Below are 25,001 nucleotides of genomic sequence, written 5' to 3'. Positions count from 1 at the left end.
GAACACGATGTCCATAATGGAAGCCGATCTGCATAAACTGAAAATTAACGACCCGTTTCTCGGGCAGTATCAACGTCTGGTACGTGAGGTGGTGATCCCCTACCAGTGGGATGCGCTAAACGACCGCGTGACGGAAGCCGAACCCAGCCACGCCATCACCAACTTCCGCATTGCGGCGGGTCTGGAGCAGGGTGAATTCTACGGCATGGTATTTCAGGACAGCGACGTGGCGAAATGGCTGGAAGCCGTGGCGTGGTCGCTGTGCCAGAAGCCTGATGTTGAACTGGAGAAAACCGCCGACGAGGTGATTGAGCTGGTCGCGGCGGCGCAGTGTGAAGACGGTTATCTCAATACGTACTTCACGGTAAAGGCGCCGGGCGAACGCTGGACGAATCTGGCCGAGTGTCACGAGCTGTACTGTGCCGGACATATGATAGAAGCGGGCGTAGCGTATTTTCAGGGCACCGGAAAACGCCGTCTGCTGGAGGTGGTGTGCAGGCTGGCAGACCATATCGACAGCGTGTTTGGCCCCGTCGAGAACCAGCTACACGGTTATCCGGGCCATCCGGAAATCGAGCTGGCGCTGATGCGGCTTTACGACATCACGCAGGAGCCCCGCTATCTCACTCTGGTGAAATATTTCATCGAGCAACGCGGCGTTCAGCCTCACTTCTACGATATCGAATACGAGAAGCGCGGCAGAACATCATACTGGAACACCTATGGCCCGGCGTGGATGGTCAAAGACAAAGCCTACAGCCAGGCTCATCAGCCGCTTTCGGAACAACAAACGGCCGTCGGCCATGCGGTGCGTTTTGTCTATCTGATGGCGGGCATGGCGCATCTGGCACGCCTGAGCCATGACGAGGATAAACGGCGGGACTGCCTGCGGCTGTGGAAAAATATGGCGCAGCGCCAGCTGTACATTACCGGTGGAATCGGCTCACAAAGCAGCGGCGAGGCGTTCAGCAGCGATTACGATCTGCCCAACGATACGGTCTATGCCGAAAGCTGCGCCTCCATCGGCCTGATGATGTTTGCCCGCCGGATGCTGGAGATGGAGGCCGACGGCCACTACGCCGACGTGATGGAGCGGGCGCTATACAACACGGTACTGGGCGGAATGGCGCTGGATGGTAAGCATTTCTTCTATGTGAACCCGCTGGAAGTCCATCCGAAAACCCTGGCGTTCAACCATATCTACGATCACGTGAAGCCCGTCCGCCAGCGCTGGTTTGGCTGCGCCTGCTGCCCGCCGAATATCGCCCGCGTGCTGACGTCGCTGGGGCACTACATTTATACCGTCCGCCAGGATGCGCTTTTTATTAACCTTTACGTGGGCAACGATGTCGCCATACCGGTTGGCGACGAAACCCTGGCGCTGCGAATTAGCGGTAACTATCCGTGGCATGAACAGGTAAAAATCGACATTACCTCGCCTGTTCCCGTCACGCATACGCTAGCCCTGAGGCTGCCAGACTGGTGTGCCGCGCTTGACGTTTTATTAAATGGAGAAGCGGTAACGGGCGAGATCTCCCGTGGATACCTTTATCTCACCCGCAGCTGGCAGGAGGGTGACGTCATTACGCTAAAGTTACCTATGCCGGTTCGCCGTGTGTATGGCAACCCACAGGTCCGCCAGCAGGCGGGGAAAGTCGCCCTGCAGCGCGGCCCGCTAGTCTACTGCCTGGAAGAGGCCGATAACGGCGCCAATCTGCATCACCTTTCTCTGCCTGAAAACAGCGAGTTCAGGGTCTTTGAAGGGAAAGGAATTTTCGCGCACAAGATGCTAATACAGGCAGAGGGGATTGGGTGTCACGTGGAGGACACGGATGCGCTGTGGCAGTACGATCGCTCGCCGGTACAACGTCAGCCCCGCACGCTGACCTTTATTCCCTGGTTTAGCTGGGCTAACCGGGGAGAAGGAGAAATGCGGATCTGGGTGGATGAAGGTTGAAATTCTGCGGCCTGTTGCCCTCACCCCATCCCTCTCCCAAGGGAGAGGGAGTAAACAGGCTTTACCGCATCAGAAACGCCAGGTCAGGCCGGTCATCAGCGCGAAGCTGTCGTCGCGGTCGATCATCGGGCTGTTCTTCACGTCGTCAGGCAACACGGTGTAGACCGCGCTGGCGTTAAGGTACAGCTTCTGGGTTAACTGATATTTAGCCGCCAGCCCAACGTATGGCGTCCAGCTATCACCAGCGGTGTATTGATCCAGTCCTGAGCGGCGAGACTCGCTGCCGGATACGCCATAGTAGTAGTCGTTATAGCTTTCGTCGCTGTAGAACACACCAACAGAAGGCGTCAGGGTCAGGCGCTCCATCCTGATTGGACGGAAGTAAGATACCTCGCCGATCACGCCACCGCTTTCATCCATGGCATCACCAGAGACCGCCACTTTTAGCGAACCCCAGCTCTCATGGCGGTAGTACGCGCCACCGAGGAAGGCAGAAGCTTTACGCTCATCCAGCTGCTTCATCTGATGGTCGTCGTTGTCATCAGGATCGAAATGCAGCGGCATCCACGACGCGGTCAGACTGAATTCATTTTTTGCATCTTTCCACAGGATCCATCCGCCAGTGGTCTGACGAACATAGAAACGATCGCCTTCATAGCTAATTAACGGTACTGCGGTAGTATTTTCGTTATAGCCTTTGTAAGGAGACTCATTAAATACAGCCCCCGCTCCAAGTGAAAAGTCACCGGCCATTGCTGAGGATGTTGCAAATAACGTGGCAGCGATGAGTAAATTGTATTTAATAGTCATTACATGTAATCCATTAAAATGCCAAACAAGCGAGGCGCATAATAATGGTTACAAATTTGCCAATGCAACGCTGCGGTTTATATAATATTATATATAAAATCATATAGATGGGTGCGCATGATGAATAAATTACAGCTAAAGCCACGCGAATTAAAAATTATATCCGTCATCGCAGCCACCCACAGCATTGGTGATGCCGCGGCCCTGCTGGGCATGGCGCAGGCCAACGTCAGTAAATATCTGTCTGATTTTGAAACTCGGGTTGGACTGAAGGTGTTTGAGCGCACCACGCGCCAGCTGGCCCTGACCCAGTTTGGTGAAGCGTTACTCCCTTACGTTAATGCCACGCTGGATAAGAACAGTCAACTCGTTAATTTCATTGCTGATTATAAGCATGAAAAGCGCGGAAAGGTCACAATCTATGCCCCCACAGGTATCGTGACCTATCTCGCGCGCCACGTGATCCATCAGATAGAAGACATCGGTGACATTCGCATCTCCCTGAAAACCTACAATCTGGACCGGAATGAATTTTCAGAAGGCGTTTCCTTTCCTGATGACTGCGATATTTTAATTACCTATGCGCAACCGAAAGACGAAAGCCTGGTCGCCAGCGTGTTGACAAAATATTCCGTTACGGCATTCGCAACCGTAGAGTATTTAAATAAACATCCCTTAACGGGACCTGAAGATTTAATTAATCACTCCTGCATTCTTATTGATTCCATGCTGGTCGATGATGCGAACATCTGGCGTTTCCGCGTGCATGGCAGTGATAACGTGCACGACTACCGGGTGACCGGTAATTATATTTGCGACAATACGCAGACGGCCCTGGAGCTGGCAAGAAATAATCTTGGGATTGTTTTTGCACCCAAAGAGAGTCTGAAGAAAGAATTAACGCGGGGGATGCTGGTCCCCTGCTTCCCGCATCAGGAGGAGTGGTGGCTCGATCTGACGGCCATCTTCCGCAAACGTGAATACCAGCCCTGGCGTGTGCAATACGTCCTGGACGGCGTTCTGAACTGCCTGCGCCAGCAAATTGCTCAGGCCGCCCATGGACGGCCTGAGCTGGGCGATTAGAACAGCCCCAGCGGTTTATCGGAGTAGCTGACCAGCAAACATTTCGTCTGCTGGTAATGCTCCAGCATCATCTTGTGGGTTTCACGCCCGATGCCCGACTGCTTATAACCGCCAAAGGCCGCGTGCGCCGGATAGGCGTGGTAGCAGTTGGTCCAGACGCGCCCGGCCTGAATGCCGCGGCCCATTTTATAGGCCAGATTACCGTTGCGACTCCAGACGCCTGCCCCCAGGCCATATGGCGTGTCGTTGGCAATCTCCAGCGCCTCCTCCATCGTTTTAAAGGTGGTCACGGCCAGCACCGGTCCGAAAATTTCCTCCTGGAAGACGCGCATGTTGTTCTGACCGAACAAGATCGTTGGCTCAAGGTAATACCCTTCCTGCAGATCTCCTCCCAGCACTTTACGGCGTCCGCCGGTCAGAATATCCGCCCCTTCTTTCTTGCCGATGTCGATGTAGTTGAGGATAGTCTCCAGCTGTCCGTGTGAAACCTGCGCGCCCATCTGCGTGACGTTATCGAGCGGATTACCGCTGCGGATAGACTCCACGCGGCGAATGGCCCGCTCCATAAAGCGCTCATAGATGGACTCCTGCACCAGCGCGCGACTTGGGCAGGTGCAGACTTCGCCCTGGTTAAACGCAAACAGCGCAAACCCTTCCAGGGCTTTATCGAAGAAGGCATCCTCTTCCTCCATCACGTCCGCGAAGAAGATGTTCGGGGATTTCCCGCCCAGCTCCAGGGTCACCGGAATGATGTTTTGCGTAGCATACTGCATGATCTGCTGGCCCACTTCCGTCGACCCGGTAAACGCCACTTTAGCGATCCGTTTCGAGGTCGCCAGATATTCCCCTATCTCACCGCCAGCACCGTTGACCACGTTAATCACGCCCGGCGGCAGAAGATCGCCAACAATTTCCATCAGCAGCAGCACCGAGAGCGGCGTCAGACGCGCCGGTTTCAGTACAATACAGTTCCCGGCCGCCAGCGCGGGCGCCATTTTCCAGCTCGCCATCAGCAGCGGGAAGTTCCACGGAATAATTTGCCCGACGACGCCCAGCGGCTCGTGGAAGTGATACGCCACGGTGTCGCTGTCTACCTCGCTTATTCCACCCTCCTGAGCGCGAATACAGGAGGCAAAATAGCGGAAGTGGTCGATGGCCAGCGGCACGTCAGCCGCCATCGTTTCCCGGATAGGCTTGCCGTTATCCCAGGTTTCCGCCGTCGCCAGCAGCTCAAGATTTTGCTCCATCCGGTCGGCGATTTTGAACAAAATAGCCGCGCGGTCCTGAACGGAGGTATGAGCCCATTTCTCTTTCGCTTTGTGCGCCGCATCCAGCGCCAGGTCGATATCACGCTTACCGGAGCTGGCAATCTCGCACAGCGGCTGGCCGGTAACCGGGGTCAGGTTGGAATAGTATTCGCCGTCGACGGGAGCGACCCAGTCGCCGCCAATAAAGTTGTCATAACGGGGCTTCAGCTTGAGGGGAAAACCATACTCGCCGGGCTGGATACGCGATGAGGGAGGATTGTTTGTCATGACCGTCTCCTTGCTGTTGGTGTACAACAAGGGTAGTTCCGGCTGGCGATTTTCTCGCCAGCCGGTAACGGTGTTTACGACGGAGGTCACGGAGTTTCAGGAAATAACAACGAATCTCGCAATAAATGATCGTTACCGCGACGGCGGGTAAAGCCGATGCGGTTGAAATACTCCAGGATCTGAATCGCCAGCTTGCGGCCCACGTTCAGCCGGTCGCGGAAATCGGCCGCGCAGGTGGAGCCCCGCTCCTGATCCAGCTCGCGGATCAGATTGGCAAACGCCACAATACGATCGTTACGGTAATAACGATCTTTTACGATCGCGACTATCAGCCCCTGCTGCGCCGCATGGCGCAATACCTGACGCATCACCTGTTCATCGGTGTTGGTTTCGCGAGCCAGATCGCGAACCCACCACGGCTCATCGCCAAACAGCGTGGCGACTTTTTGCCATATCGCCTCTTGCTCTGCGGTGAACCCGGCCTTGTGATCCGGCAGATGCAGCCAGCCGTGGTGGCTTTTAATCACCCCGCTTTCGCGCATGTTTTCAATCAGCAGCAGCACCAGCGCGTCGTCTTCCATCGGCAACGCCATGCGTCGCAGACGCTCACGGCCCGGGCCTGGCTCGTCCTGATGCTGTTCATGGTACGTCGCCAGCGTATTCAGTATCTTACGCTGCCAGTGTGCCGCAACCGGGGCATTAAGCAGACTGTTTCCAGCCTGAATAAAGCCCGGCTGCCGGGTCAGCTGGATTAGGCCTTCCTCGCTCAGCTGGCGTGCCCATGCAAAATCACGCAGACTTACCGCTCCGCGATCGAGATGCACCCGCAGCGCGGCGTTATCATCGCTGGCCTGCGCCAGCGCGGCCAGCCACTGCAGATATTCAGGTTTACGCTTGCCGCGTCGAGGTGGATTCAGCGCGACGACCCGCGCCCCGGCCAGCGTTTCCCGCGCGGAAATATCACGCAGTACCAGACGATCGTTGTCTGCAAGCCAGAGCGGTGAATCGAATACCAGCTCGGCAAGATCGTTTTCCAGCAGCGACACGCGCCCGGTGATATGGCTGGCCGCGTGGTGAATATGCAGCGGCTGCCATTGGGTCAGCGGCATGTGTGTCTGCAGGGAAACAATGACGCGTTCAGACGGTTCCGGTGGGGCATCGGCCAGCAGCCAGTCGCCGCGGTTAAGCTGCTCTTTTTCTGCATCCCCGGCAATGTTCAGCGCGATACGCTGTCCGGCATGGGCACGTTCAGCGGGCTGGTTTTGCGCGTGCAGCCCGCGCACGCGCATCGGTTTGTTCACGCCCGTCAGCCAGAGCGAATCTCCCACGCTGACTTCACCACTCAGCGCCGTACCGGTAACCACCAGACCCGCGCCTTTGACGGTAAACGCCCGATCAATCGCCAGACGGAAGCGGTGATGGCTGGCATGATCGCGCGACGAAAGCTGCTGCAAATGGTGGCGAAGTTCCTCGATACCCCGCCCTTCTGTCGCCACGGTGACAAAAAGCGACGCGTCGGCAAAACCATACTCCCGTAAGGTCGCCTGGACCGTTTCGCGCACCTCGCGGACGCGTGCGTCATCCACGCGATCGGCTTTGGTCAGCGCCACGGTCAGCTGCGGGTTGCCGGTCAGTTGCAGGATCGCCAGGTGCTCACGGGTTTGCGCCATGACGCCATCATCGCAGGCCACCACCAGCAGGGCATGATCGATGCCTCCCACTCCCGCCAGCATGTTGGACAGAAACTTTTCATGCCCCGGAACATCTATAAAGCCCAGCACGCGGCCATCAGGCTGGGGCCAGTAGGCATAACCAAGATCGATGGTCATGCCGCGCTTTTTCTCTTCCGGCAGGCGGTCGGCGTTAATGCCAGTAATCGCCTGCAGCAACGTGGTTTTTCCGTGGTCGACATGACCGGCGGTGGCAATAATCATTTCAACAACATCTCCAGAAATCGCTCTTCATCTTCAAGGCAGCGCAGATCCAGCCACATTCGGCCGTCGTAAATCCGCCCGATAACCGGCGCAGGCAGGCCACGCCAGCGCGACGACAGGGCGTCAAGATGGCTGCCGCGCCCGTCACGCGGGGTGAACGTGAGTGCTTCACTCGGCAGCCTGTCCACCGGCAGCGAACCGCTGCCAATCTGCGACTGGCAGGGCTCAATGCGAACGTCAAAATCGGGGTAGTGCGGGGCAATGCGCGGCAGCAGCAGTTCGGCCTGGGCGCGAATCGAGGCGGCATCGCGGCTTAACAGGCGCAGCGTGGGCAGGCGGTCGGCCAGTTTTTCCGGATGGAGATAGAGCCGCAGCGTCGCCTCCAGCGCGGCAAGCGTCATTTTATCGGCGCGCAGGGCGCGCTTGAGCGGATGCTGCTGCAGCTGCGCAATCAGCTCGCGCTTGCCGACGATAATCCCGGCCTGCGGCCCGCCAAGCAGCTTGTCACCAGAAAAGCTGACCAGGCTAACGCCCGCCGCAATCATCTCCTGCGGCATCGGCTCTTTCGGCAGCCCGTAAAGACTCAGATCCACCAGCGAGCCGCTGCCAAGATCGGCAATTACCGGGATATCCAGCTCACGCCCGATTTCCGCCAGCTCCGCCTCGTCAACCGTTTTGGTGAAGCCTTCAATATGGTAATTACTGGTGTGGACCTTCATCAGCAGGGCGGTATTTTCATTCACCGCCGCGCGATAATCTTTCGCATGGGTGCGATTGGTGGTGCCCACTTCATGTAGCGTGCAGCCTGCCTGGCGCATCACGTCCGGGATACGAAACGCTCCGCCAATCTCCACCAGCTCGCCGCGGGAAACCACCACCTCTTTGCCGCTGGCGGTGGCCGCCAGCATCAGCAGCACCGCGGCGGCGTTGTTATTCACAATGCAGGCATCTTCCGCGCCGGTCAGCTGGCACAGCAGCTCCGCCAGCGCCCGGTCGCGGTGCCCGCGTCCGGCGCCGTCCAGATCGTACTCCAGCGTCACGGGCGCTCGCATGGCCTGTACAACCGCCTCGACAGCCTCTTCTGCCTGCTGCGCGCGGCCCAGGTTGGTATGCAGTACGGTACCGGTCAGGTTAATCACCGGGCGTAACGCGCTTTGCGCTTTCTCATCCAGCCGGCGTTCAACTTCCTGCTCCCACGCCGTGCACCAGTCGGGCAAGACGTTTTCTGACTGAATAGCGCATCGGGCTTCGTCCTGAAGCAGGCGTAACATCTCCACCGTCGCGGTATGGCCGAAGCGCTCAACAACAGCATGAATGCGGGGCTCGCGAAGGAGACGGTCGATAGCGGGGATCTGGCTGTACAGCGAATGATGAGTAGTCATGAAAGCGCCTGGCGAGTAAATATCTTCCCCCCTCCCGACGGGAGAGGGAGTTAACATGTGGAGGGATTGTACCGCCTCCGACGCCGAAGTGTTATAACCCGCGTCAAGCCTTTGGCGGTTCTGTACGGGCAAAGCTCTCGCGGCTAAACAGCGTGTCTGCCAGTTTCACCAGCAGCGGACGGTCGACGCACCAGCCCGGGGAGACGCGGCGGAAGTTGAGATAACCGATGGCGCAGGCGATGGCGATGGTCCCCAGGTTCAGGCTGTCGGGGTGAATCTTACCCTCCCGGATAAGCTGCTCGCACCTGTCCAGGCTGCGGCTGATTTTTTCCCGCTGGCGTAACAGTTCCGTTTCCGACTGCTGGGCGGCGGGTCTGGCCTGTTCACGTACGGAGGTTAACGCCGCATCCATAATGCCATCGGCCAGGGCTTCGATTTGCTTCACTGCCAGCGCCGCTTTTGGGTCAGCCGGCAGCATGGCCGGGGCAACGCCCAGCAGCTCGATATACTCGGCAATTATCGGGGAATCGAACCAGTATTCGCCCTCGTCCGTCACCAGCGCTGGCACTTTTCCCAGCGGGTTGTACTGCGCAACGCCGTTTTCCGCGTTGTAGGGCTGTTCATTCACGAATTCAAATTCAATCCCCTTCTCCAGCAGGAGAATCGAGATTTTTCGCACGAAGGGACTGGTGTAGCTACCGATGAGTTTCATTGCCTGATCCTTGATGCCGGAAAAAAGTCAGTATGGATCAAGCGATGAAAAAAGGGCAGGTCTGCGTGTCGCATTCCTGCCCTGGAAGGATTAGTGATCGAGGTAGAGGTAGTGCATCCAGCTGGTCATACGGAGCAGCACTTTACGCATGACCGAGACGTGGGCGAAGTGGTCCGAATAGACCGCCACCTGGGCAAAAATACCGTCTGGCAGCGCATCGACCTCCGCGTTAGGGTTCAGCTCAATGATGGCCTGCACACCATCACTACCCGGAGTGACCGTCAGCGACTGCAGCGCGCCCTGCGCCTGATAGGTCCCCCCCGGCACCACCGGCAGAATACTGGTGAGCTTCCCGGAGAACACCTGGCCCGGCAGCGCGTTAAACACCACTTCCGCTTCATCACCCGGCTTCAGACGCAGCAGCGAGTTCTGACGGAACTGGGCCACAATCTGACGCTTCTGTTCAGGAATAAAGACCATCACCGGGCGCAGAGGCAGCGCGGCGGCATAGGTTCCCGGACGGATCAGCACCTGGGTGATGTAACCATTGCTTGGTGCACGCACCACGGTCTGATCCAGATTGTATTTGGCTTCGGCAAGCTGGGCGCGTAAGGAGGCAATCTGCGACTGTTCACCGTTCACCATGCTGTCTAACTGGCTTTGGATCTGCACCTGTTCAGCCACGGAGCCTTTCACCAGCGCATCCTGCGCCAGATAGTTCTGCCGCGCGTTGTCGATATCGCTTTCAGAGAACGGATTCACCTTCGCCTGGCTGCCTTTCAGGTAGCGCTGATAATCTTTATAGAGGCGATCGCGTTCAGCGGAGACGCGCGTGGTATTGGCAACGGCTTCCGCCAGCTGCGCTTTCAGATTATCGATATTGTGCGTCGCGGTTACCAGGTCGGCCTGAAGTCTGTCGACGCGTGCCTGGTAGCGGCCAGGATCCAGTTTAAATAACACTTCGCCTTTTTTAATGAGCTGATTATTTTTATCGGTCACTTCGCTGACCACACCGGTCACCTGCGGCGTGATTGGAATAGAAATAACCGCTTTTTGCGCCGTAAAGGTATACGGGTGGTTATAGTTCATTAACAGAATAAGTCCGGCAACAATAAATACGCCGCCTAATGTTGCGGTGGCAAGCGTCCACTGGTTGACCGGAATTCGGAATATTTTAAAGATGGCCCAGGCAAATGCCACGTAGGTCAAAATAATCAACAGATCCATGATTAGCGCTCCAGCGTGTTCTTATCAGCAGCAGGCTTTACCGCGGCCAGCTTTTGTTCGAGTTCCGCCACGCGTTTGGCGAGCGCATCCATGCCCGGGACCTCATCAGGCTTTGTAATGTGGTTTTGCATACCCCAGCCACGATCTTCGCGGTACAGGGTGGCCCAAATCCACAGGAACGGCCAGATGGCATGGAGCGTAAACAGGCTAATCCACCCTGCCGTGTGAATTGCATCGGCATGCGGATGGTTACGCTTTTTGGCCATATTGTAAGGGATGTCATGAATGGCGATGATTCCGTAAAACAGAACCAGAAATACAAAAATCAATACGCCCAGCGCAAAATAGTTGAGAAACATATTCTCCTCACTTAAACAACGTCAACTCATTAAATTAATAAAACGGTACGCAACCTAATTAATTTTTATAAACACGGGGTTGTGTTCATTATTCCCAGGGCCGGGAAGTATGTATTTTAATAATATCTCCATGCAAGTTTATAAGCGTGTCAAAATATATCCTGAATAATAATAGACTTAACCTTACAATATGAGCGTAATCCACCTTTTAACTTTTCGCCATACCACACATGAAAAGTGGTTTTTTAGCTTATCGTGTCGTGCAATATCATCCTGGCGCTGAATCGCGAATCAGAGTTTGCCGCCGATCACAGCCGGAGAAATCCGCATAAAAATATTTTGTGAAATCAGTCACAATCCAGAAACAAACACATAAAATCAAAATGTGACAAACATCACGAAAATGGGTGGTTTTTGCCGTATTTCTCGCCATCGTATTTTTTTTGCACACCTGTTTTGTGATTAAGATCACCTCATTGATGTCCACACCCCCTACATTTACGTGACATGCGTCACACAAATTTTCGCTGTCTGGACAGTTGAACGATTCAGTGCCAGATTTCACAGCATCAGAACAGGGTCCGGCTACCTCTGCCGCCTCATTAACAATAAACCTCGGGCCGCAAGCCTAAGCGTAAACAGAAGAAGGGGTGTTTTATGTCATCCGATTTCAAGATCAAAGTTCAAAGCTTTGGTCGTTTCCTCAGCAACATGGTGATGCCAAATATCGGCGCGTTTATCGCGTGGGGTATCATCACCGCATTGTTCATTCCGACAGGGTGGTTGCCTAACGAAACGCTGGCGAAACTTGTTGGCCCAATGATTACCTATCTCCTGCCGCTGCTCATCGGTTTCACCGGGGGTCGTCTGGTGGGCGGTGACCGTGGTGGCGTCGTGGGTGCTATCACCACCATGGGTGTTATCGTCGGTGCGGATATGCCGATGTTCCTCGGGGCGATGATTGCCGGTCCTCTGGGCGGCTGGGCGATTAAGAAATTCGACGTCTGGGTTGATGGTAAGATCAAATCCGGCTTCGAAATGCTGGTGAACAACTTCTCTGCGGGCATCATCGGGATGATCCTCGCCATTCTGGCGTTCCTCGGCATTGGCCCTGCGGTTGAAGTGCTGTCTAAAATTCTGGCGGCAGGCGTTAACTTCATGGTTGCGCACGACATGCTGCCGCTGGCGTCTATCTTTGTTGAACCGGCGAAAATCCTGTTCCTGAACAACGCCATCAACCACGGCATCTTCTCGCCGCTGGGTATTCAGCAGTCTCACGATCTCGGCAAGTCTATCTTCTTCCTGATTGAAGCCAACCCAGGCCCAGGTATGGGCGTTCTGCTGGCGTACATCTTCTTTGGCCGCGGCAGCGCAAAACAGTCTGCTGGCGGTGCGGCGATCATCCACTTCCTGGGCGGTATCCACGAAATTTACTTCCCGTACGTGCTGATGAACCCACGTCTGATCTTGGCCGTTATCCTCGGCGGTATGACCGGTGTGTTCACCCTGAGCGTGCTGGGCGGCGGTCTGGTTTCTCCGGCCTCTCCGGGGTCTATCCTGGCGGTACTGGCGATGACGCCAAAAGGGGCTTACTTCGCAAACATCGCGGCGATCTTTGCGGCAATGGCCGTCTCCTTCGTGGTCTCTTCAATCCTGCTGAAAACCAGCAAAGTGAAAGAAGATGATGACATTGAAGCGGCAACCCGCCGTATGCACGACATGAAAGCCGAATCCAAAGGCGCGACGCCACTGGCAGCAGGTGATGTCTCTAACGACCTGAGCCACGTGCGTAAAATCATCGTTGCTTGTGATGCCGGTATGGGTTCCAGCGCAATGGGTGCAGGCGTGCTGCGTAAGAAAGTGCAGGATGCGGGCCTGACCAACATCTCCGTGACCAACAGCGCTATTAACAGCCTGCCGCCGGATGTTGACCTGGTCATCACGCACCGCGACCTGACCGAACGCGCCATGCGCCAGGTGCCACAGGCACAGCACATCTCGCTGACCAACTTCCTCGACAGCGGCCTGTACACCAGCCTGACCGAACGTCTGGTTGCCGCGCAGCGTCACGAAGATAACGAAGTGAAAGTGCGCTCCAGCCTGCAGGACAGCTTTGACGAGAGCAATGCCCATCTGTTTAAGCTGGGTGCGGAAAACATCTTCCTCGGTCGTACCGCGGCAACCAAAGAAGACGCGATTCGTTTTGCCGGTGAGCAGCTGGTGAAAGGCGGCTACGTTCAGCCTGAATATGTTGACGCGATGCTGGAACGCGAAAAACTGACGCCAACCTACCTGGGCGAATCCATCGCGGTGCCGCACGGTACGGTTGAAGCGAAAGATCGCGTCCTGAAAACCGGCGTCGTATTCTGTCAGTATCCGCAGGGCGTGCGCTTCGGTGAAGAAGAAGACGACATCGCCCGTCTGGTGATTGGTATCGCCGCTCGCAACAACGAGCACATTCAGGTGATTACCAGCCTGACCAACGCGCTGGATGATGAGTCCGTCATCGAGCGTCTGGCACAGACTGAAAGCGTTGACGAAGTTCTGGCTCTGCTTAACAAATAACGGTACTCCTCCCTCTCCCCCCGGGGAGAGGGCTAGGGTGAGGGGAAAAACGTTCCTCACCCCAGCCCTCTCGGGTAAAAACATTGATGAAGGTTAACACTATGAAAGCATTACATTTTGGCGCAGGTAATATCGGTCGTGGTTTTATCGGTAAACTGCTGGCAGACGCGGGCATTACGCTGACATTCGCCGATGTGAATCAGGTCGTCCTGGATGCCCTGAATGCGCGTCATAGCTATCAGGTCCATGTGGTCGGTGAAAACGAGCAGGTCGAGACGGTATCGGGCGTCAACGCGGTCAGCAGCATCGGTGAAGACGTTATCGACCTTATCGCCAGCGTCGATCTGGTCACCACTGCCGTAGGTCCGGTCGTCCTTGAGCGCATCGCTCCTGCGGTCGCGAAAGGCCTGGCAAAACGTAAAGCGCAGGGCATCGACACCCCGCTGAACATCATCGCCTGTGAAAACATGGTGCGCGGCACCACGCAGCTGAAAGGCCACGTTCTTAACGCTGTAGCAGACGAAGATAAAGCCTGGGTTGAAGCGCACGTCGGCTTTGTGGATTCCGCTGTGGATCGCATCGTTCCGCCGTCCGAATCCGCCACCCACGATCCGCTGGAAGTGACCGTGGAAACCTTCAGCGAGTGGATCGTTGATAAAACCCAGTTTAAAGGCGCCCTGCCGACCATTCCGGGAATGGAATTAACCGATAACCTGATGGCATTTGTCGAACGCAAACTCTTCACGCTGAACACCGGGCATGCTATAACCGCGTACCTCGGAAAATTGGCCGGTCATCAGACCATTCGTGACGCGATCCTCGATGAGAAGATCCGCGCGGTGGTAAAAGGGGCAATGGAAGAGAGCGGCGCGGTGCTGATCAAACGCTACGGTTTTGATGCTGAGAAACATGCAGCATACATCCAGAAAATCCTCGGTCGCTTTGAAAACCCGTATCTGAAAGATGACGTTGAGCGCGTGGGCCGTCAGCCTCTGCGCAAACTGAGCGCGGGCGATCGTCTGATTAAGCCGCTGCTGGGCACGCTGGAATACGGCCTGCCGCACGCCAACCTGGTGAAAGGGATTGCCGCCGCAATGCACTACCGCAGCGAGCAGGACCCGCAGGCACAGGAACTGGCTCAGCTGATTGATACCAAAGGCGCACAGGCTGCGCTGGCGCAGATTTCCGGTCTGGACGCCAACAGCGACGTGGTTGTGGAGGCGGTTAACGCATACAACGCAACCAAATGATGCAGAATGCGGCGCAGGTTAGCCTGCGCCCAGATAACAGATTGTCAGATATGCAGGCAATAATGGAACAAACCCAGGCCTTTGAAAATCGTGTGCTTGAGCGTCTGAATGCTGGCAAAACCGTACGAAGTTTCCTGATTGCCGCCGTCGAGCTGTTAACCGAGGCGGTGAATATCCTGGTGCTTCAGGTGTTTCGCAAAGACGACTACGCGGTAAAATATGCTGTAGAACCGTTACTGGACGGAGACGGACCGCTGGGCGATTTATCCGTGCGTCTGAAGCTGATTTATGGTCTTGGCGTGCTGAACCGACAAGAGTATGAAGATGCGGAGCTGTTAATGGCGCTGCGCGAAGAACTCAATCATGACGGTAACGAGTACACCTTTACCGATGATGAGATCCTGGGGCCCTTCGGCGAGCTGCACTGCGTCACCGCGCTGCCCCCTGCTCCCCATTTTGATAACAGCGACCCTGAGCTCTACGCGATGCAAAAGCTGCGTTATCAACAGGTTGTCCGTTCCACGATGGTTCTCTCCCTGACTGAGCTGATTTCACGAATCAGCTTAAAAAAAGCGTTTCAGAAGTAAGCCTGCTCACATTGGTGTATCCTTCCCTGTAAATTCCCCGTTTTCAGAGTTATTTGTCATGAAAGAAGTCGAAAAGAACGAAATTAAACGCCTGAGCGACCGCCTGGATCTGATCCGTCACCAGATGGCGGGCCTGTCACTGGTCGATTCCGCCGAGAAGTACGCCGAGCTGGAAAAAGAGGTCGCCACGCTGGAAACAGAAATCGAGCGCCTGCGCGAAGTGAAAGGCCAGAAGCTGAGCAAAGAAGCGCAGAAGCTGATGGACATGCCGCACCGTCGTACGATCACCAAAAAAGAACAGGCCGACATGGGCAAGCTGAAGAAAAGCGTCCGTGGTCTGGTAGTGGTACACCCGATGACCGAGCTTGGCCGCGAAATGGGCCTGAAAGAGATGACGGGTTTTTGTAAGACGGCGTTCTGATACTTATCCCCCTCACCCTAACCCTCTCCCCAAAGGGGCGAGGGGACTGTACGGTGCGGTTTTCTCCCTCTCCCCGTGGGAGAGGGTCGGGGTGAGGGCATCAGGCCCCACCCCGCTTCAAATTGGCCCAACCAATCCCCCTTTTCTTTCTTCCCCGGTTCACAATTCCATTATTTCCGCTCACAAAATCATTGCTAACTCATAACATCCAGTTAACCATTCATTGTCATTAACCCTACAACACAACATTGGCAGGACCACTTTTACACAGACTGTGATGCAGAGATGAGCGGAGACTCACCCGCAGCGCAGGCTGTCTGGTCCCCAGGAGACCTGCATGAGCCTCTGGCAACAAAACTACGACCCGGCCGGCAATATCTGGCTGTCGAGCCTGATCGCATCGCTTCCGATCCTGTTCTTCTTCTTTGCGCTGATTAAGCTCAAGCTGAAGGGCTACCTCGCCGCGACGTATACCGTTGCTATCGCCCTGATGGTGGCGCTGTTCTTCTACAAAATGCCGGTCGATCGCGCGCTGGCCTCCGTCGTCTACGGTTTCTTCTACGGCCTGTGGCCGATTGCGTGGATCATCATCGCGGCGGTCTTTGTCTATAAAATCTCGGTGAAAACCGGACAGTTCGACATTATCCGCTCGTCGATTCTCTCCATTACGCCGGACCAGCGCCTGCAGATGCTGATTGTCGGCTTCTCCTTCGGGGCGTTTCTGGAAGGTGCGGCAGGCTTTGGCGCACCGGTGGCGATCACCGCCGCGCTGCTGGTGGGTCTGGGCTTTAACCCGCTGTATGCCGCGGGCCTGTGCCTGATTGTGAACACCGCGCCGGTGGCGTTTGGTGCGATGGGTATTCCGATTCTGGTTGCGGGCCAGGTGACCGGCCTGGACAGCTTTGAGATTGGCCAGATGGTGGGTCGCCAGCTGCCGTTCCTGACCATTATCGTCCTGTTCTGGATCATGGCGATTATGGACGGCTGGCGCGGCGTGAAGGAGACCTGGCCTGCGGTGATGGTGGCGGGCGGTTCGTTCGCGATTGCCCAGTACCTCAGCTCGAACTTCCTTGGCCCAGAACTGCCAGACATCATCTCTTCACTGGTTTCCCTGGTCTGCCTGACGCTGTTCCTGAAACGCTGGCAGCCGGTCCGTATTTTCCGCTTCGCCGACATGGGTGCCTCGCAGGTCGATCAAACCCTGGCCCGCACCGGTTATACCGCAGGACAGGTGATTCGCGCCTGGTCGCCGTTCCTGTTCCTGACCGCAACGGTCACCCTGTGGAGCATCCCGCCGTTTAAAGCCCTGTTCGGGCCGGGCGGGGCGCTGTACGACATGGTGATTAATATTTCCGTGCCGTTCCTCGACAAAATGGTCGCCCGCATGCCGCCGGTGGTGCACGCCGCCACACCGTATGCCGCGGTCTATAAATTCGACTGGTTCTCCGCTACCGGTACCGCCATCCTGTTTGCCGCTATCCTTTCCGTGGTATGGCTGCGCATGAAGCCTGCGGCCGCGGTGCAGACCTTTGCGGCGACCGTTAAAGAGCTGATGCTGCCGATCTACTCCATCGGCATGGTGCTGGCGTTCGCGTTTATCTCGAACTACTCCGGCCTGTCATCGACGCTGGCACTGGCGCTGGCGCATACCAGCCACGCCTTCACCTTCTTCTCGCCGTTCCTCGGCTGGCTGGGGGTGTTCCTGACCGGTTCCGATACCTCGTCGAACGCCCTGTTTGCCGCACTGCAGGCAACGGCAGCCCAGCAGATTGGCGTATCGGACGTCCTGCTGGTGGCCGCGAATACCACCGGCGGCGTGACCGGGAAAATGATCTCGCCACAATCCATCGCCATTGCCTGTGCGGCGGTGGGACTGGTCGGTAAAGAGTCGGACCTGTTCCGCTTTACCGTGAAACACAGCCTGATATTCACCTGCATGGTGGGGGTGATCACCACCCTGCAGGCCTATGTCTTAACCTGGATGATCCCATGATAGTGATGCCCAGACGCCTGTCCGACGAGATTGCCTCTCGCGTGCGGGCGCTGATTGAAGAACAACAGCTGGAAGCGGGCATGAAGTTGCCCGCCGAACGCCAGCTTGCCGCCCAGCTTGGCGTGTCGCGCAATTCACTGCGTGAGGCGCTGGCGACGCTGGTCAGTGAAGGGGTACTGGTGAGCCGTCGCGGCGGCGGCACCTTTGTACGCTGGCAGCATGACGACTGGTCCGAGCAAAACATCGTTCAGCCACTGAAAACGCTGATGGAGAACGACCCGGACTACAGCTTCGACATCCTTGAAGCGCGTCACGCCATCGAAACCAGTACCGCCTGGCACGCGGCCATGCGGGCAACCGACGCCGACAAAGAGAAACTCATCGCCTGCTTTGAGGCCACGCAAAGCAGCGACCCGGATATCGCCTCCCAGGCGGACGTGCGTTTTCACCTGGCGATTGCCGAGGCGTCGCACAACGTGGTGCTGCTCCAGACCATGCGCGGGTTCTTCGACCTGCTGCAATCCTCCGTGAAGCAGAGCCGCCAGCGCATGTATCTGGTTCCGCCGGTGTTTGCCCAGCTGACCGAACAGCACGAGGCGGTGCTCAACGCCATTCTGGCCGGTGATGCCGAGGCCGCACGCAAAGCGATGATGGCGCATCTCGGCTTCGTGCACACCACCATTAAACGATTCGATGAAGACCAGGCCCGACAGGCGCGTATTACCCGTCTGCCTGGCGACAGTGATATTTCCAGGGAGAACAAAGCATGATCATTTCAGCAGCCAGTGACTATCGCGCCGCGGCGCAGCGCATTTTGCCGCCGTTCCTGTTCCACTACATCGACGGCGGGGCGTATGCCGAATACACCCTGCGCCGCAACGTGGAAGATCTGTCGGAGGTGGCTCTGCGCCAGCGCGTGCTGAAGAATATGTCTGACCTGAGCCTTGAGACAAAACTGTTCAACGAAACGCTTTCCATGCCGGTCGCGCTCGCACCTGTCGGTTTATGCGGCATGTACGCCCGTCGCGGTGAAGTGCAGGCCGCCGCCGCCGCAGATGCTAAAGGCATTCCGTTTACCCTTTCCACCGTGTCCGTCTGCCCGATTGAAGAGGTTGCCCCAACCATCAAGCGGCCAATGTGGTTCCAACTGTACGTCCTGCGCGATCGCGGCTTTATGCGTAACGCGCTCGAGCGCGCGAAAGCGGCGGGCTGCTCCACGCTGGTCTTTACCGTCGATATGCCGACCCCCGGCGCACGCTATCGTGATGCCCACTCCGGCATGAGCGGCCCAAATGCGGCGCTCCGCCGCTACTGGCAGGCGGTAACGCATCCACAGTGGGCGTGGGACGTTGGCCTGAACGGTCGTCCACACGATCTGGGGAACATCTCGGCGTATCTGGGTAAACCCACCGGGCTGGAAGATTACATCGGCTGGCTGGCGAATAACTTCGATCCGTCCATCTCCTGGAAAGACCTGGAGTGGATCCGCGAATTCTGGGATGGCCCGATGGTGATCAAGGGGATCCTCGACCCGGAAGATGCACGCGATGCGGTCCGCTTTGGCGCAGACGGGATTGTGGTCTCTAACCACGGCGGACGCCAGCTCGACGGGGTGCTCTCCTCCGCCCGCGCCCTGCCGGCCATTGCCGATGCGGTGAAAGGCGATATCGCCATCCTGGCCGACAGCGGCATCCGCAACGGGCTGGACGTGGTGCGCATGATTGCGCTGGGTGCTGACAGCGTGCTGCTGGGACGCGCGTATCTGTACGCCCTGGCGACGGCGGGCCAGGCAGGCGTGGCGAATCTGCTTAACCTGATCGAAAAAGAGATGAAGGTGGCGATGACGCTGACCGGTGCGAAAACGATTAGCGAAATCAGTAAGGATTCCCTGGTGCAGGAGTTAAGCAAATTACCGGCAGCGCTGGCTCCCCTTGCTCAGGGAAACGCGGCCTGACCTTCTCCGGTTACTCCCCCTTTCTCATGCGCCCGAAGTCCCCCTCGGGCGCTTTTTTATGCCAAAAATAACATCCAGATAACATATTGGATAAGAAAATTTGACATCCACCTGCCGCACGCAATTGTATAGACAAGCAAATACAAGAACACAAAAACAACATCAGATCGGAGTGGAGCGTATGGCGTATTCAGGTAAGGTGGATATTCAGCAGGTAATCGACGAGAGTCGCTTTTCAGGGTTTCACTGGCTGCTCATTGTGCTGGGCTTTCTGGTTCTGGCGATCGATGGCTTTGATACGGCAGCGATGGGTTACATCGCGCCTACCCTGTCGGCAGAATGGGGGATACACAAACAGGATCTGGGGCCGGTGCTGAGCGCAGCGCTGCTGGGGCTGTCGTTGGGCGCGCTGATCGCAGGTCCGGTATCGGACCGGATAGGGCGCAAGCGCGTGCTGGTCTTTTCGTGTCTGTTCTTCGGCCTGGCAAGCCTGGGCACGGCCTGGGCGCAAAGTCTGAATACCCTGACGCTGTGGCGCTTTCTGACGGGCCTGGGGCTCGGCGCCGCCATGCCGAACGCCATTACGCTGATCTCCGAGTTTGCCCCCCAGCGCTGCCGCGCCATGGCGATTAATACCATGTACTGCGGCTTCCCTCTGGGTGCGGCGGGCGGCGGCGCGATCTCGTCCTGGCTTATCCCCCACCACGGCTGGCGAAGCGTGCTGCTGACCGGCGCAATTGCGCCGCTGATTTTAACGCTGCTGTTGGCGCTGTTTTTACCGGAGTCCGTGAAGTTTCTGGTGCAGCGCGGGAAAGACGTCATGCAGGTCCGCCGCATTGCCAGCCGGTTTGCCCGCGGCACGCTGGAGAGCGTCACAGGCTTTTTCCTGGCCGAGGAGAAAGTCGCGTCTAAAAAAGGGAGCGTGTCGCAGCTGTTTTCCATGCCCTGGCTGCCCGGTACCCTGATGCTGTGGGTGACCTATTTTATGGGGCTGGTCATCTACTACGTCCTGCTGAGCTGGATGCCAACGCTGATGCAGGGGATGGGTTATGCGCTGGCGGAATCCGCCTGGCTCACCTCGCTGTTCACCTTCGGCGGCACCGCCGGCATCCTGCTTGCAGGTTGGATGATGGACCGCTGGGAAGCGCACAGGGTGGTTGCGTGTGGTTTCGTGCTGACGATGGGCCTTATTCTTTTGCTCGGCATTGAGCATAACCATATCGCCCTGTTTGGCGGGTTGATTTTCCTGATGGGGATCGCGATGAACGGCGCGCAGTCGGGCATGCAAACCCTGGCCGCCACCTTTTACCCTACCGAGTGCCGCGCGACGGGTATCGCCTGGATGCAGGGGATCGGCCGCTTTGGTGGCGTGGCGGGAACCATGACCAGCGCGCAGCTTCTTTCGATGCAGTGGCAGGCAGACAGTATTTTAATGATCCTCAGCGTGCCCGCCCTGGTGGCCGCTGCGGCAACCGTCTACAAAATGCTGTACAGCCGCTCGCAGGAACCCGGCGTCGCGTAGTTCCTCTCTTTTCTGCTATTCTGCCCCCGCAATTAAGGGGGCAGCATGCTTAACATCGTTTTATTCGAACCAGAAATTCCGCCAAATACCGGCAATATCATCCGCCTGTGTGCCAACACCGGTTTTCGTCTGCATATCATTGAGCCGATGGGCTTTACGTGGGACGACAAACGTCTGCGTCGCGCAGGGCTGGATTATCATGAATTTACCGCCGTCGTTCGCCACCACGATTACGCCGCGTTTCTGGAAGTCGAGCAGCCGCAGCGCATGTTCGCCCTGACCACCAAAGGCACGCCAGCACACAGCGCCGTGAGCTATCAGGCAGGTGACTATCTGATGTTTGGCCCGGAAACCCGCGGCCTGCCGGCCACGATCCTGGATGCCCTGCCCGCCGAGCAGAAAATCCGTATTCCGATGATGCCGGACAGCCGCAGCATGAACCTGTCGAACGCGGTGTCGGTCGTGGTGTATGAAGCCTGGCGCCAGCTGGGTTACCCGGGCGCCATTCTCAGAAGTTAAATGCCGTCACCATACTCGAAGGTATGGTGAATGCCGTTGAAGTGCTGATCCATGTCCATGGACGGCTTATCGCTGTCTGGTTTACCGACGATGCGAGCCGGTACGCCAGCGGCGGTGGTATGCGGTGGCACAGGCTGGAGCACCACGGAGCCTGCGCCGATCTTCGCGCCGCGCCCGACTTCGATATTGCCGAGGATCTTGGCGCCCGCGCCAATCATCACCCCTTCACGAATTTTTGGATGGCGATCGCCGCTGGTTTTACCGGTACCGCCCAGGGTGACCGACTGCAGGATCGAGACGTCATCTTCAATCACCGCCGTTTCCCCGACGACAATCCCGGTGGCGTGGTCGAGCATGATCCCACGGCCAATCTTTGCCGCCGGGTGAATATCGACCTGGAAGGTCACGGAAACCTGGTTTTGCAGGAAGATCGCCAGCGCGCGGCGGCCTTCATTCCACAACCAGTGGCCGATGCGGTAAGCCTGCAGGGCGTGGAAGCCTTTCAGGTACAGCAGTGGCGTAGAATATTTATCGACCGCCGGGTCACGCGTGCGCACGGCCTGGATATCGCATGCGGCAGAGGCGATCATTTCCGGGTCTGCGGCGTAAGCCTCTTCCACCACCTCACGAATGGCGATAGCAGGCATAATCGAGGACGCCAGCTTGTTGGCGAGCATATAGCTGAGCGCGCTGCCGAGGTTTTCGTGCTTGAGTAGCGTTGCGTGGTAGAAACTGGCCAGCATAGGCTCGCAGTCGGCCAGCGCCCGGGCTTCGGCTTTAATATTGTTCCAGACGATATCCAGTTCTTCACACGGCATTGCTTACTCCAGACGATAGTTAATGACCAGCCAGTTCTGCGCTGGCTGGGTCATTCAGGTGACAACGATTCCGACTAGTTACTGCTGCGCTCGTCCTTGCGCGCACGACCTAATAAGGTCAATGCTGCCTCGCGCGCATTTTTTCCGCAATACAATACCTGATAAATTTCCTCGGTTATTGGCATTTCGACACCGAAACGGTGCGCCAACTCGCGGACTTCTTTGGTATTGCGGTAGCCTTCAACCACCTGACCAATCTTCTCCTGCGCGCCTTTTACATCGCTGCCCTGTCCGAGCATCATGCCAAAGCGGCGGTTACGAGACTGGTTGTCGGTACAGGTCAGCACCAGGTCGCCCAGGCCTGCCATCCCCATAAAGGTGGCCGGATCGGCACCCAGCGCTTCGCCCAGGCGGGACATTTCGGTCAGCCCGCGGGTGATCAGCGCCGTACGCGCATTGGCACCAAAACCAATGCCGTCGGACATCCCGGCGCCAATCGCAATCACGTTCTTCACCGCCCCACCCAGCTGCACGCCGATAAAATCGGGGTTGCTGTAGACGCGGAAGCTCTTGCCGCAGTGCAGCAACTGTTGAAGATCGTCGGAGAAGGCCTGGTCGGTTGAGGCCAGCGAAATCGCCGTCGGCAGGCCAGCGGCCAGCTCTTTGGCAAAGGTCGGGCCGGAGATGACCGCCAGCGGGATCTCATCACCCAGCGCTTCGCGGGCAACGTCCTGCAGCAGGCGTCCGGTTTCGGCCTCCAGTCCTTTTGTCGCCCAGACAATGCGCGCATCCGGGCGCATCAGCGGCTTAATCTGACGCAGCACGTCGCCAAAGACATGGCTCGGAACCACAATCAGAATGTTGCGGCTGGCCGCCAGCGCGGTAGCAAGGTCGCTTTCAAGGTGCAGGGAGTCAGGGAACGGAACGTCCGGGAGAAACGCGACGTTGCAACGATCGCGCTGCAGCGTGGCGATATGTTTTGGGTCGTGGCCCCACAGGACCACCTCGTGACCATTTCTTGCCAGAGTAATGGCAAGAGCGGTGCCGTATGAGCCGGCACCGATCACAGTCATTGACGCATTAACAGTGCTCATCAGGCATCCTGATGTTGTTCAGCACCTTCGCCAGCCTGCTGCTGCAGATAGTTCATGAACAGCGCATCAAAGTTAACTGGCGCAAGGTTCAGTTGCGGGAATGTACCGCGAGAAACCAGGCTGGTGATGCATTCACGTGCATACGGGAACAGAATGTTCGGGCAGTACGCACCCAGGCAATGCGCCATCTGGTTGCCTTCGATGCCGCCGATAGAGAAGATACCGCCCTGCTGTACTTCACACAGGAATGCAGTTTCTTCGCCCAGAGAGGCGGTAACGGTCACACGCAGCACGACTTCATACACGTCATCTGCCAGCTGGGTAGATGCGGTATCCAGATCAAGTTTAACCTCTGGCTGCCAATCTTTCTGGAAAACGTGTGGCGCATTTGGCGCTTCGAAAGAGACATCCTTGGTGTAGATACGCTGGATCTGGAAAGTCATTTCGGTGTTGTTTTGTTCTGACATGGAAATACCCTTTTTAATTGTCCTAAAGTCTCTTAGCTCAGCAGCGGATCGAGTCCACCACGGGCGTCGAGCGCATACAAGTCATCACAGCCGCCAATGTGCTGCGCATCAATAAAAATCTGTGGAACCGTCGTACGACCACTACGTTGGATCATCTCTTCGCGTTTAATCGCGTCACCGTCGATCGGCAGTTCCTGGAACGTGACGCCTTTGCTGTTCAGCAGCGCTTTCGCACGATGACAGAACGGGCACGTCGCTTTGGTATAGATCTCAATATGGGCCATGACTGAACTCCTTATTTACCGCGCACCAAAGGAAGATTTTCCCCGCTCCAGCCGGAAATACCTTCTTTCAGCACCGTTACGTTTTCGAAGCCTGCTTTATGAAGCGCGCTGGCAGATTCCTGTGCCTGCATGCCGGTCGCATCCACAACGATAATCGGCTGGGCTTTGTGTTTTTCAAGCTCACCGACGTTGTTCGCTTTGATTTCAGCTGGCAACAGGTTGATTGCGCCCGCAATGTGACCTTTGCGGAAATCGTCACGCTGACGCAGATCGACAACGACGGCATCTTCTTTGTTAATCAGACGCGTCGCTTCACCACGGGTGATAACCTTAATCTTAGACGTCAGGCTCTTAAATGTGGTGAACAGCACAGCAGCCAGCAGGCCAATCCACGCGATGCTCAGAACCGGATGGCGGCTAACGAATTGCATAATTTCTTGCATGGAGGGTAACTACTCCCGACTAAGTGATAAAAAAAACCAGGACAGGAGTATACCTGTGCGTTCTGGCAAATACAGCCAGCGACCC

General features: G+C 56.9%; 23 protein-coding genes. 11 read left to right on the top strand and 12 right to left on the bottom strand.

Going from position 1 to position 25,001, the window contains the following annotated elements; all coding sequences use genetic code 11:
• Window positions 1–7 precede the first annotated feature (7 nt).
• Window positions 8–1,957 carry a glycoside hydrolase family 127 protein gene (locus BM007_RS19215; protein WP_090420402.1) on the top strand — a complete coding sequence of 650 codons (1,950 nt, stop codon included), beginning with the start codon at window positions 8–10 and terminating at the stop codon, window positions 1,955–1,957.
• Window positions 1,958–2,026: 69 nt separating this feature from the next.
• Here BM007_RS19215 and BM007_RS19210 read toward each other — a convergent pair whose 3' ends face one another.
• Window positions 2,027–2,767, bottom strand: a complete 741-nt coding sequence (locus BM007_RS19210; protein ID WP_024906593.1) for a MipA/OmpV family protein — start codon at window positions 2,765–2,767, stop codon at window positions 2,027–2,029.
• A gap of 117 nt (window positions 2,768–2,884) precedes the next feature.
• On the opposite strand from BM007_RS19210, the gene BM007_RS19205 reads away from it, so the two are divergent.
• A complete protein-coding gene (locus BM007_RS19205; protein ID WP_071994444.1) occupies window positions 2,885–3,850 on the top strand; it encodes a LysR family transcriptional regulator in 966 nt (321 codons plus the stop codon).
• Here the strand turns inward: BM007_RS19205 and aldB are convergent.
• The 6 genes from aldB to BM007_RS19175 form a co-directional block, all read right to left on the bottom strand.
• Window positions 3,847–5,385 (bottom strand): aldehyde dehydrogenase AldB, encoded by a 1,539-nt coding sequence (gene aldB, locus BM007_RS19200; protein ID WP_024906595.1) that lies wholly within the window; start codon window positions 5,383–5,385, stop codon window positions 3,847–3,849. The two genes, BM007_RS19205 and aldB, sit on opposite strands and share 4 nt — an antisense overlap.
• 86 nt (window positions 5,386–5,471) lie before the next feature.
• Entirely contained in the window at window positions 5,472–7,319 is a 1,848-nt protein-coding gene (gene selB, locus BM007_RS19195; RefSeq protein WP_090420399.1) for a selenocysteine-specific translation elongation factor, read from the bottom strand.
• On the bottom strand, window positions 7,316–8,701 hold the full coding sequence (selA, locus tag BM007_RS19190) for an L-seryl-tRNA(Sec) selenium transferase (RefSeq protein ID WP_090420396.1): 1,386 nt from the start codon (window positions 8,699–8,701) through the stop codon (window positions 7,316–7,318). The genes selB and selA overlap by 4 nt, the downstream gene beginning before the upstream one ends.
• A 103-nt stretch (window positions 8,702–8,804) precedes the next feature.
• Window positions 8,805–9,413, bottom strand: coding sequence for a glutathione S-transferase (locus BM007_RS19185; protein WP_024906598.1), 609 nt, complete (start codon window positions 9,411–9,413; stop codon window positions 8,805–8,807).
• A gap of 90 nt (window positions 9,414–9,503) precedes the next feature.
• Window positions 9,504–10,640 (bottom strand): HlyD family secretion protein, encoded by a 1,137-nt coding sequence (locus BM007_RS19180; protein ID WP_048992837.1) that lies wholly within the window; start codon window positions 10,638–10,640, stop codon window positions 9,504–9,506.
• 2 nt (window positions 10,641–10,642) lie between these two features.
• Window positions 10,643–10,999, bottom strand: a complete 357-nt coding sequence (locus tag BM007_RS19175) for a DUF3302 domain-containing protein (RefSeq protein ID WP_024906600.1) — start codon at window positions 10,997–10,999, stop codon at window positions 10,643–10,645.
• A 657-nt stretch (window positions 11,000–11,656) separates the two neighbouring features.
• On the opposite strand from BM007_RS19175, the gene BM007_RS19165 reads away from it, so the two are divergent.
• The 9 genes from BM007_RS19165 (at window position 11,657) to trmL (ending at window position 21,810) form a co-directional block, all read left to right on the top strand.
• On the top strand, window positions 11,657–13,564 hold the full coding sequence (locus BM007_RS19165) for a PTS mannitol transporter subunit IICBA (protein ID WP_032650759.1): 1,908 nt from the start codon (window positions 11,657–11,659) through the stop codon (window positions 13,562–13,564).
• 86 nt (window positions 13,565–13,650) lie between these two features.
• The gene (gene mtlD, locus BM007_RS19160; RefSeq protein ID WP_080690903.1) at window positions 13,651–14,814 is read left to right on the top strand and encodes a mannitol-1-phosphate 5-dehydrogenase; all 1,164 of its coding nucleotides are present in this window, start codon (window positions 13,651–13,653) and stop codon (window positions 14,812–14,814) included.
• Window positions 14,811–15,401 carry a mannitol operon repressor MtlR gene (mtlR, locus tag BM007_RS19155; RefSeq protein WP_047347596.1) on the top strand — a complete coding sequence of 197 codons (591 nt, stop codon included), beginning with the start codon at window positions 14,811–14,813 and terminating at the stop codon, window positions 15,399–15,401. The genes mtlD and mtlR overlap by 4 nt, the downstream gene beginning before the upstream one ends.
• 58 nt (window positions 15,402–15,459) lie before the next feature.
• Entirely contained in the window at window positions 15,460–15,822 is a 363-nt protein-coding gene (locus BM007_RS19150; protein WP_048992832.1) for a YibL family ribosome-associated protein, read from the top strand.
• A gap of 337 nt (window positions 15,823–16,159) precedes the next feature.
• Window positions 16,160–17,815 (top strand): L-lactate permease, encoded by a 1,656-nt coding sequence (lldP, locus tag BM007_RS19145; protein ID WP_090420390.1) that lies wholly within the window; start codon window positions 16,160–16,162, stop codon window positions 17,813–17,815.
• Complete coding sequence (gene lldR / locus BM007_RS19140) at window positions 17,812–18,585, top strand: transcriptional regulator LldR (RefSeq protein ID WP_023294814.1); 774 nt, start codon at window positions 17,812–17,814, stop codon at window positions 18,583–18,585. The genes lldP and lldR overlap by 4 nt, the downstream gene beginning before the upstream one ends.
• Entirely contained in the window at window positions 18,582–19,769 is a 1,188-nt protein-coding gene (gene lldD, locus BM007_RS19135; protein WP_023334042.1) for a quinone-dependent L-lactate dehydrogenase, read from the top strand. Before lldR ends, lldD begins: the two co-directional genes overlap by 4 nt.
• Before the next feature lie 181 nt (window positions 19,770–19,950).
• The gene (locus BM007_RS19130) at window positions 19,951–21,291 is read left to right on the top strand and encodes an MFS transporter (protein ID WP_090420387.1); all 1,341 of its coding nucleotides are present in this window, start codon (window positions 19,951–19,953) and stop codon (window positions 21,289–21,291) included.
• Between the two features lie 45 nt (window positions 21,292–21,336).
• Window positions 21,337–21,810, top strand: coding sequence for a tRNA (uridine(34)/cytosine(34)/5-carboxymethylaminomethyluridine(34)-2'-O)-methyltransferase TrmL (gene trmL, locus BM007_RS19125; RefSeq protein WP_090420384.1), 474 nt, complete (start codon window positions 21,337–21,339; stop codon window positions 21,808–21,810).
• Here trmL and cysE read toward each other — a convergent pair.
• The 5 genes from cysE to BM007_RS19100 all read right to left on the bottom strand — a co-directional run bounded on the left by cysE (window position 21,807) and on the right by BM007_RS19100 (window position 24,916).
• The gene (gene cysE, locus BM007_RS19120; RefSeq protein WP_008502718.1) at window positions 21,807–22,628 is read right to left on the bottom strand and encodes a serine O-acetyltransferase; all 822 of its coding nucleotides are present in this window, start codon (window positions 22,626–22,628) and stop codon (window positions 21,807–21,809) included. The genes trmL and cysE overlap by 4 nt on opposite strands.
• Before the next feature lie 74 nt (window positions 22,629–22,702).
• A complete protein-coding gene (gpsA, locus tag BM007_RS19115) occupies window positions 22,703–23,722 on the bottom strand; it encodes an NAD(P)H-dependent glycerol-3-phosphate dehydrogenase (RefSeq protein ID WP_023309915.1) in 1,020 nt (339 codons plus the stop codon).
• On the bottom strand, window positions 23,722–24,189 hold the full coding sequence (gene secB / locus BM007_RS19110) for a protein-export chaperone SecB (RefSeq protein ID WP_003860835.1): 468 nt from the start codon (window positions 24,187–24,189) through the stop codon (window positions 23,722–23,724). Before secB ends, gpsA begins: the two co-directional genes overlap by 1 nt.
• 32 nt (window positions 24,190–24,221) lie before the next feature.
• Window positions 24,222–24,473, bottom strand: a complete 252-nt coding sequence (grxC, locus tag BM007_RS19105) for a glutaredoxin 3 (RefSeq protein WP_008502715.1) — start codon at window positions 24,471–24,473, stop codon at window positions 24,222–24,224.
• An 11-nt stretch (window positions 24,474–24,484) separates the two neighbouring features.
• Window positions 24,485–24,916 (bottom strand): rhodanese-like domain-containing protein, encoded by a 432-nt coding sequence (locus tag BM007_RS19100; RefSeq protein ID WP_023309913.1) that lies wholly within the window; start codon window positions 24,914–24,916, stop codon window positions 24,485–24,487.
• Between the last annotated feature and the right edge of the window lie 85 nt (window positions 24,917–25,001).

Origin of the sequence: Enterobacter sp. NFIX59, from assembly GCF_900113755.1 — a bacterium.
Lineage (GTDB): Bacteria > Pseudomonadota > Gammaproteobacteria > Enterobacterales > Enterobacteriaceae > Enterobacter > Enterobacter pseudoroggenkampii.
This window is presented reverse-complemented; position numbering and strand designations above follow the sequence as displayed.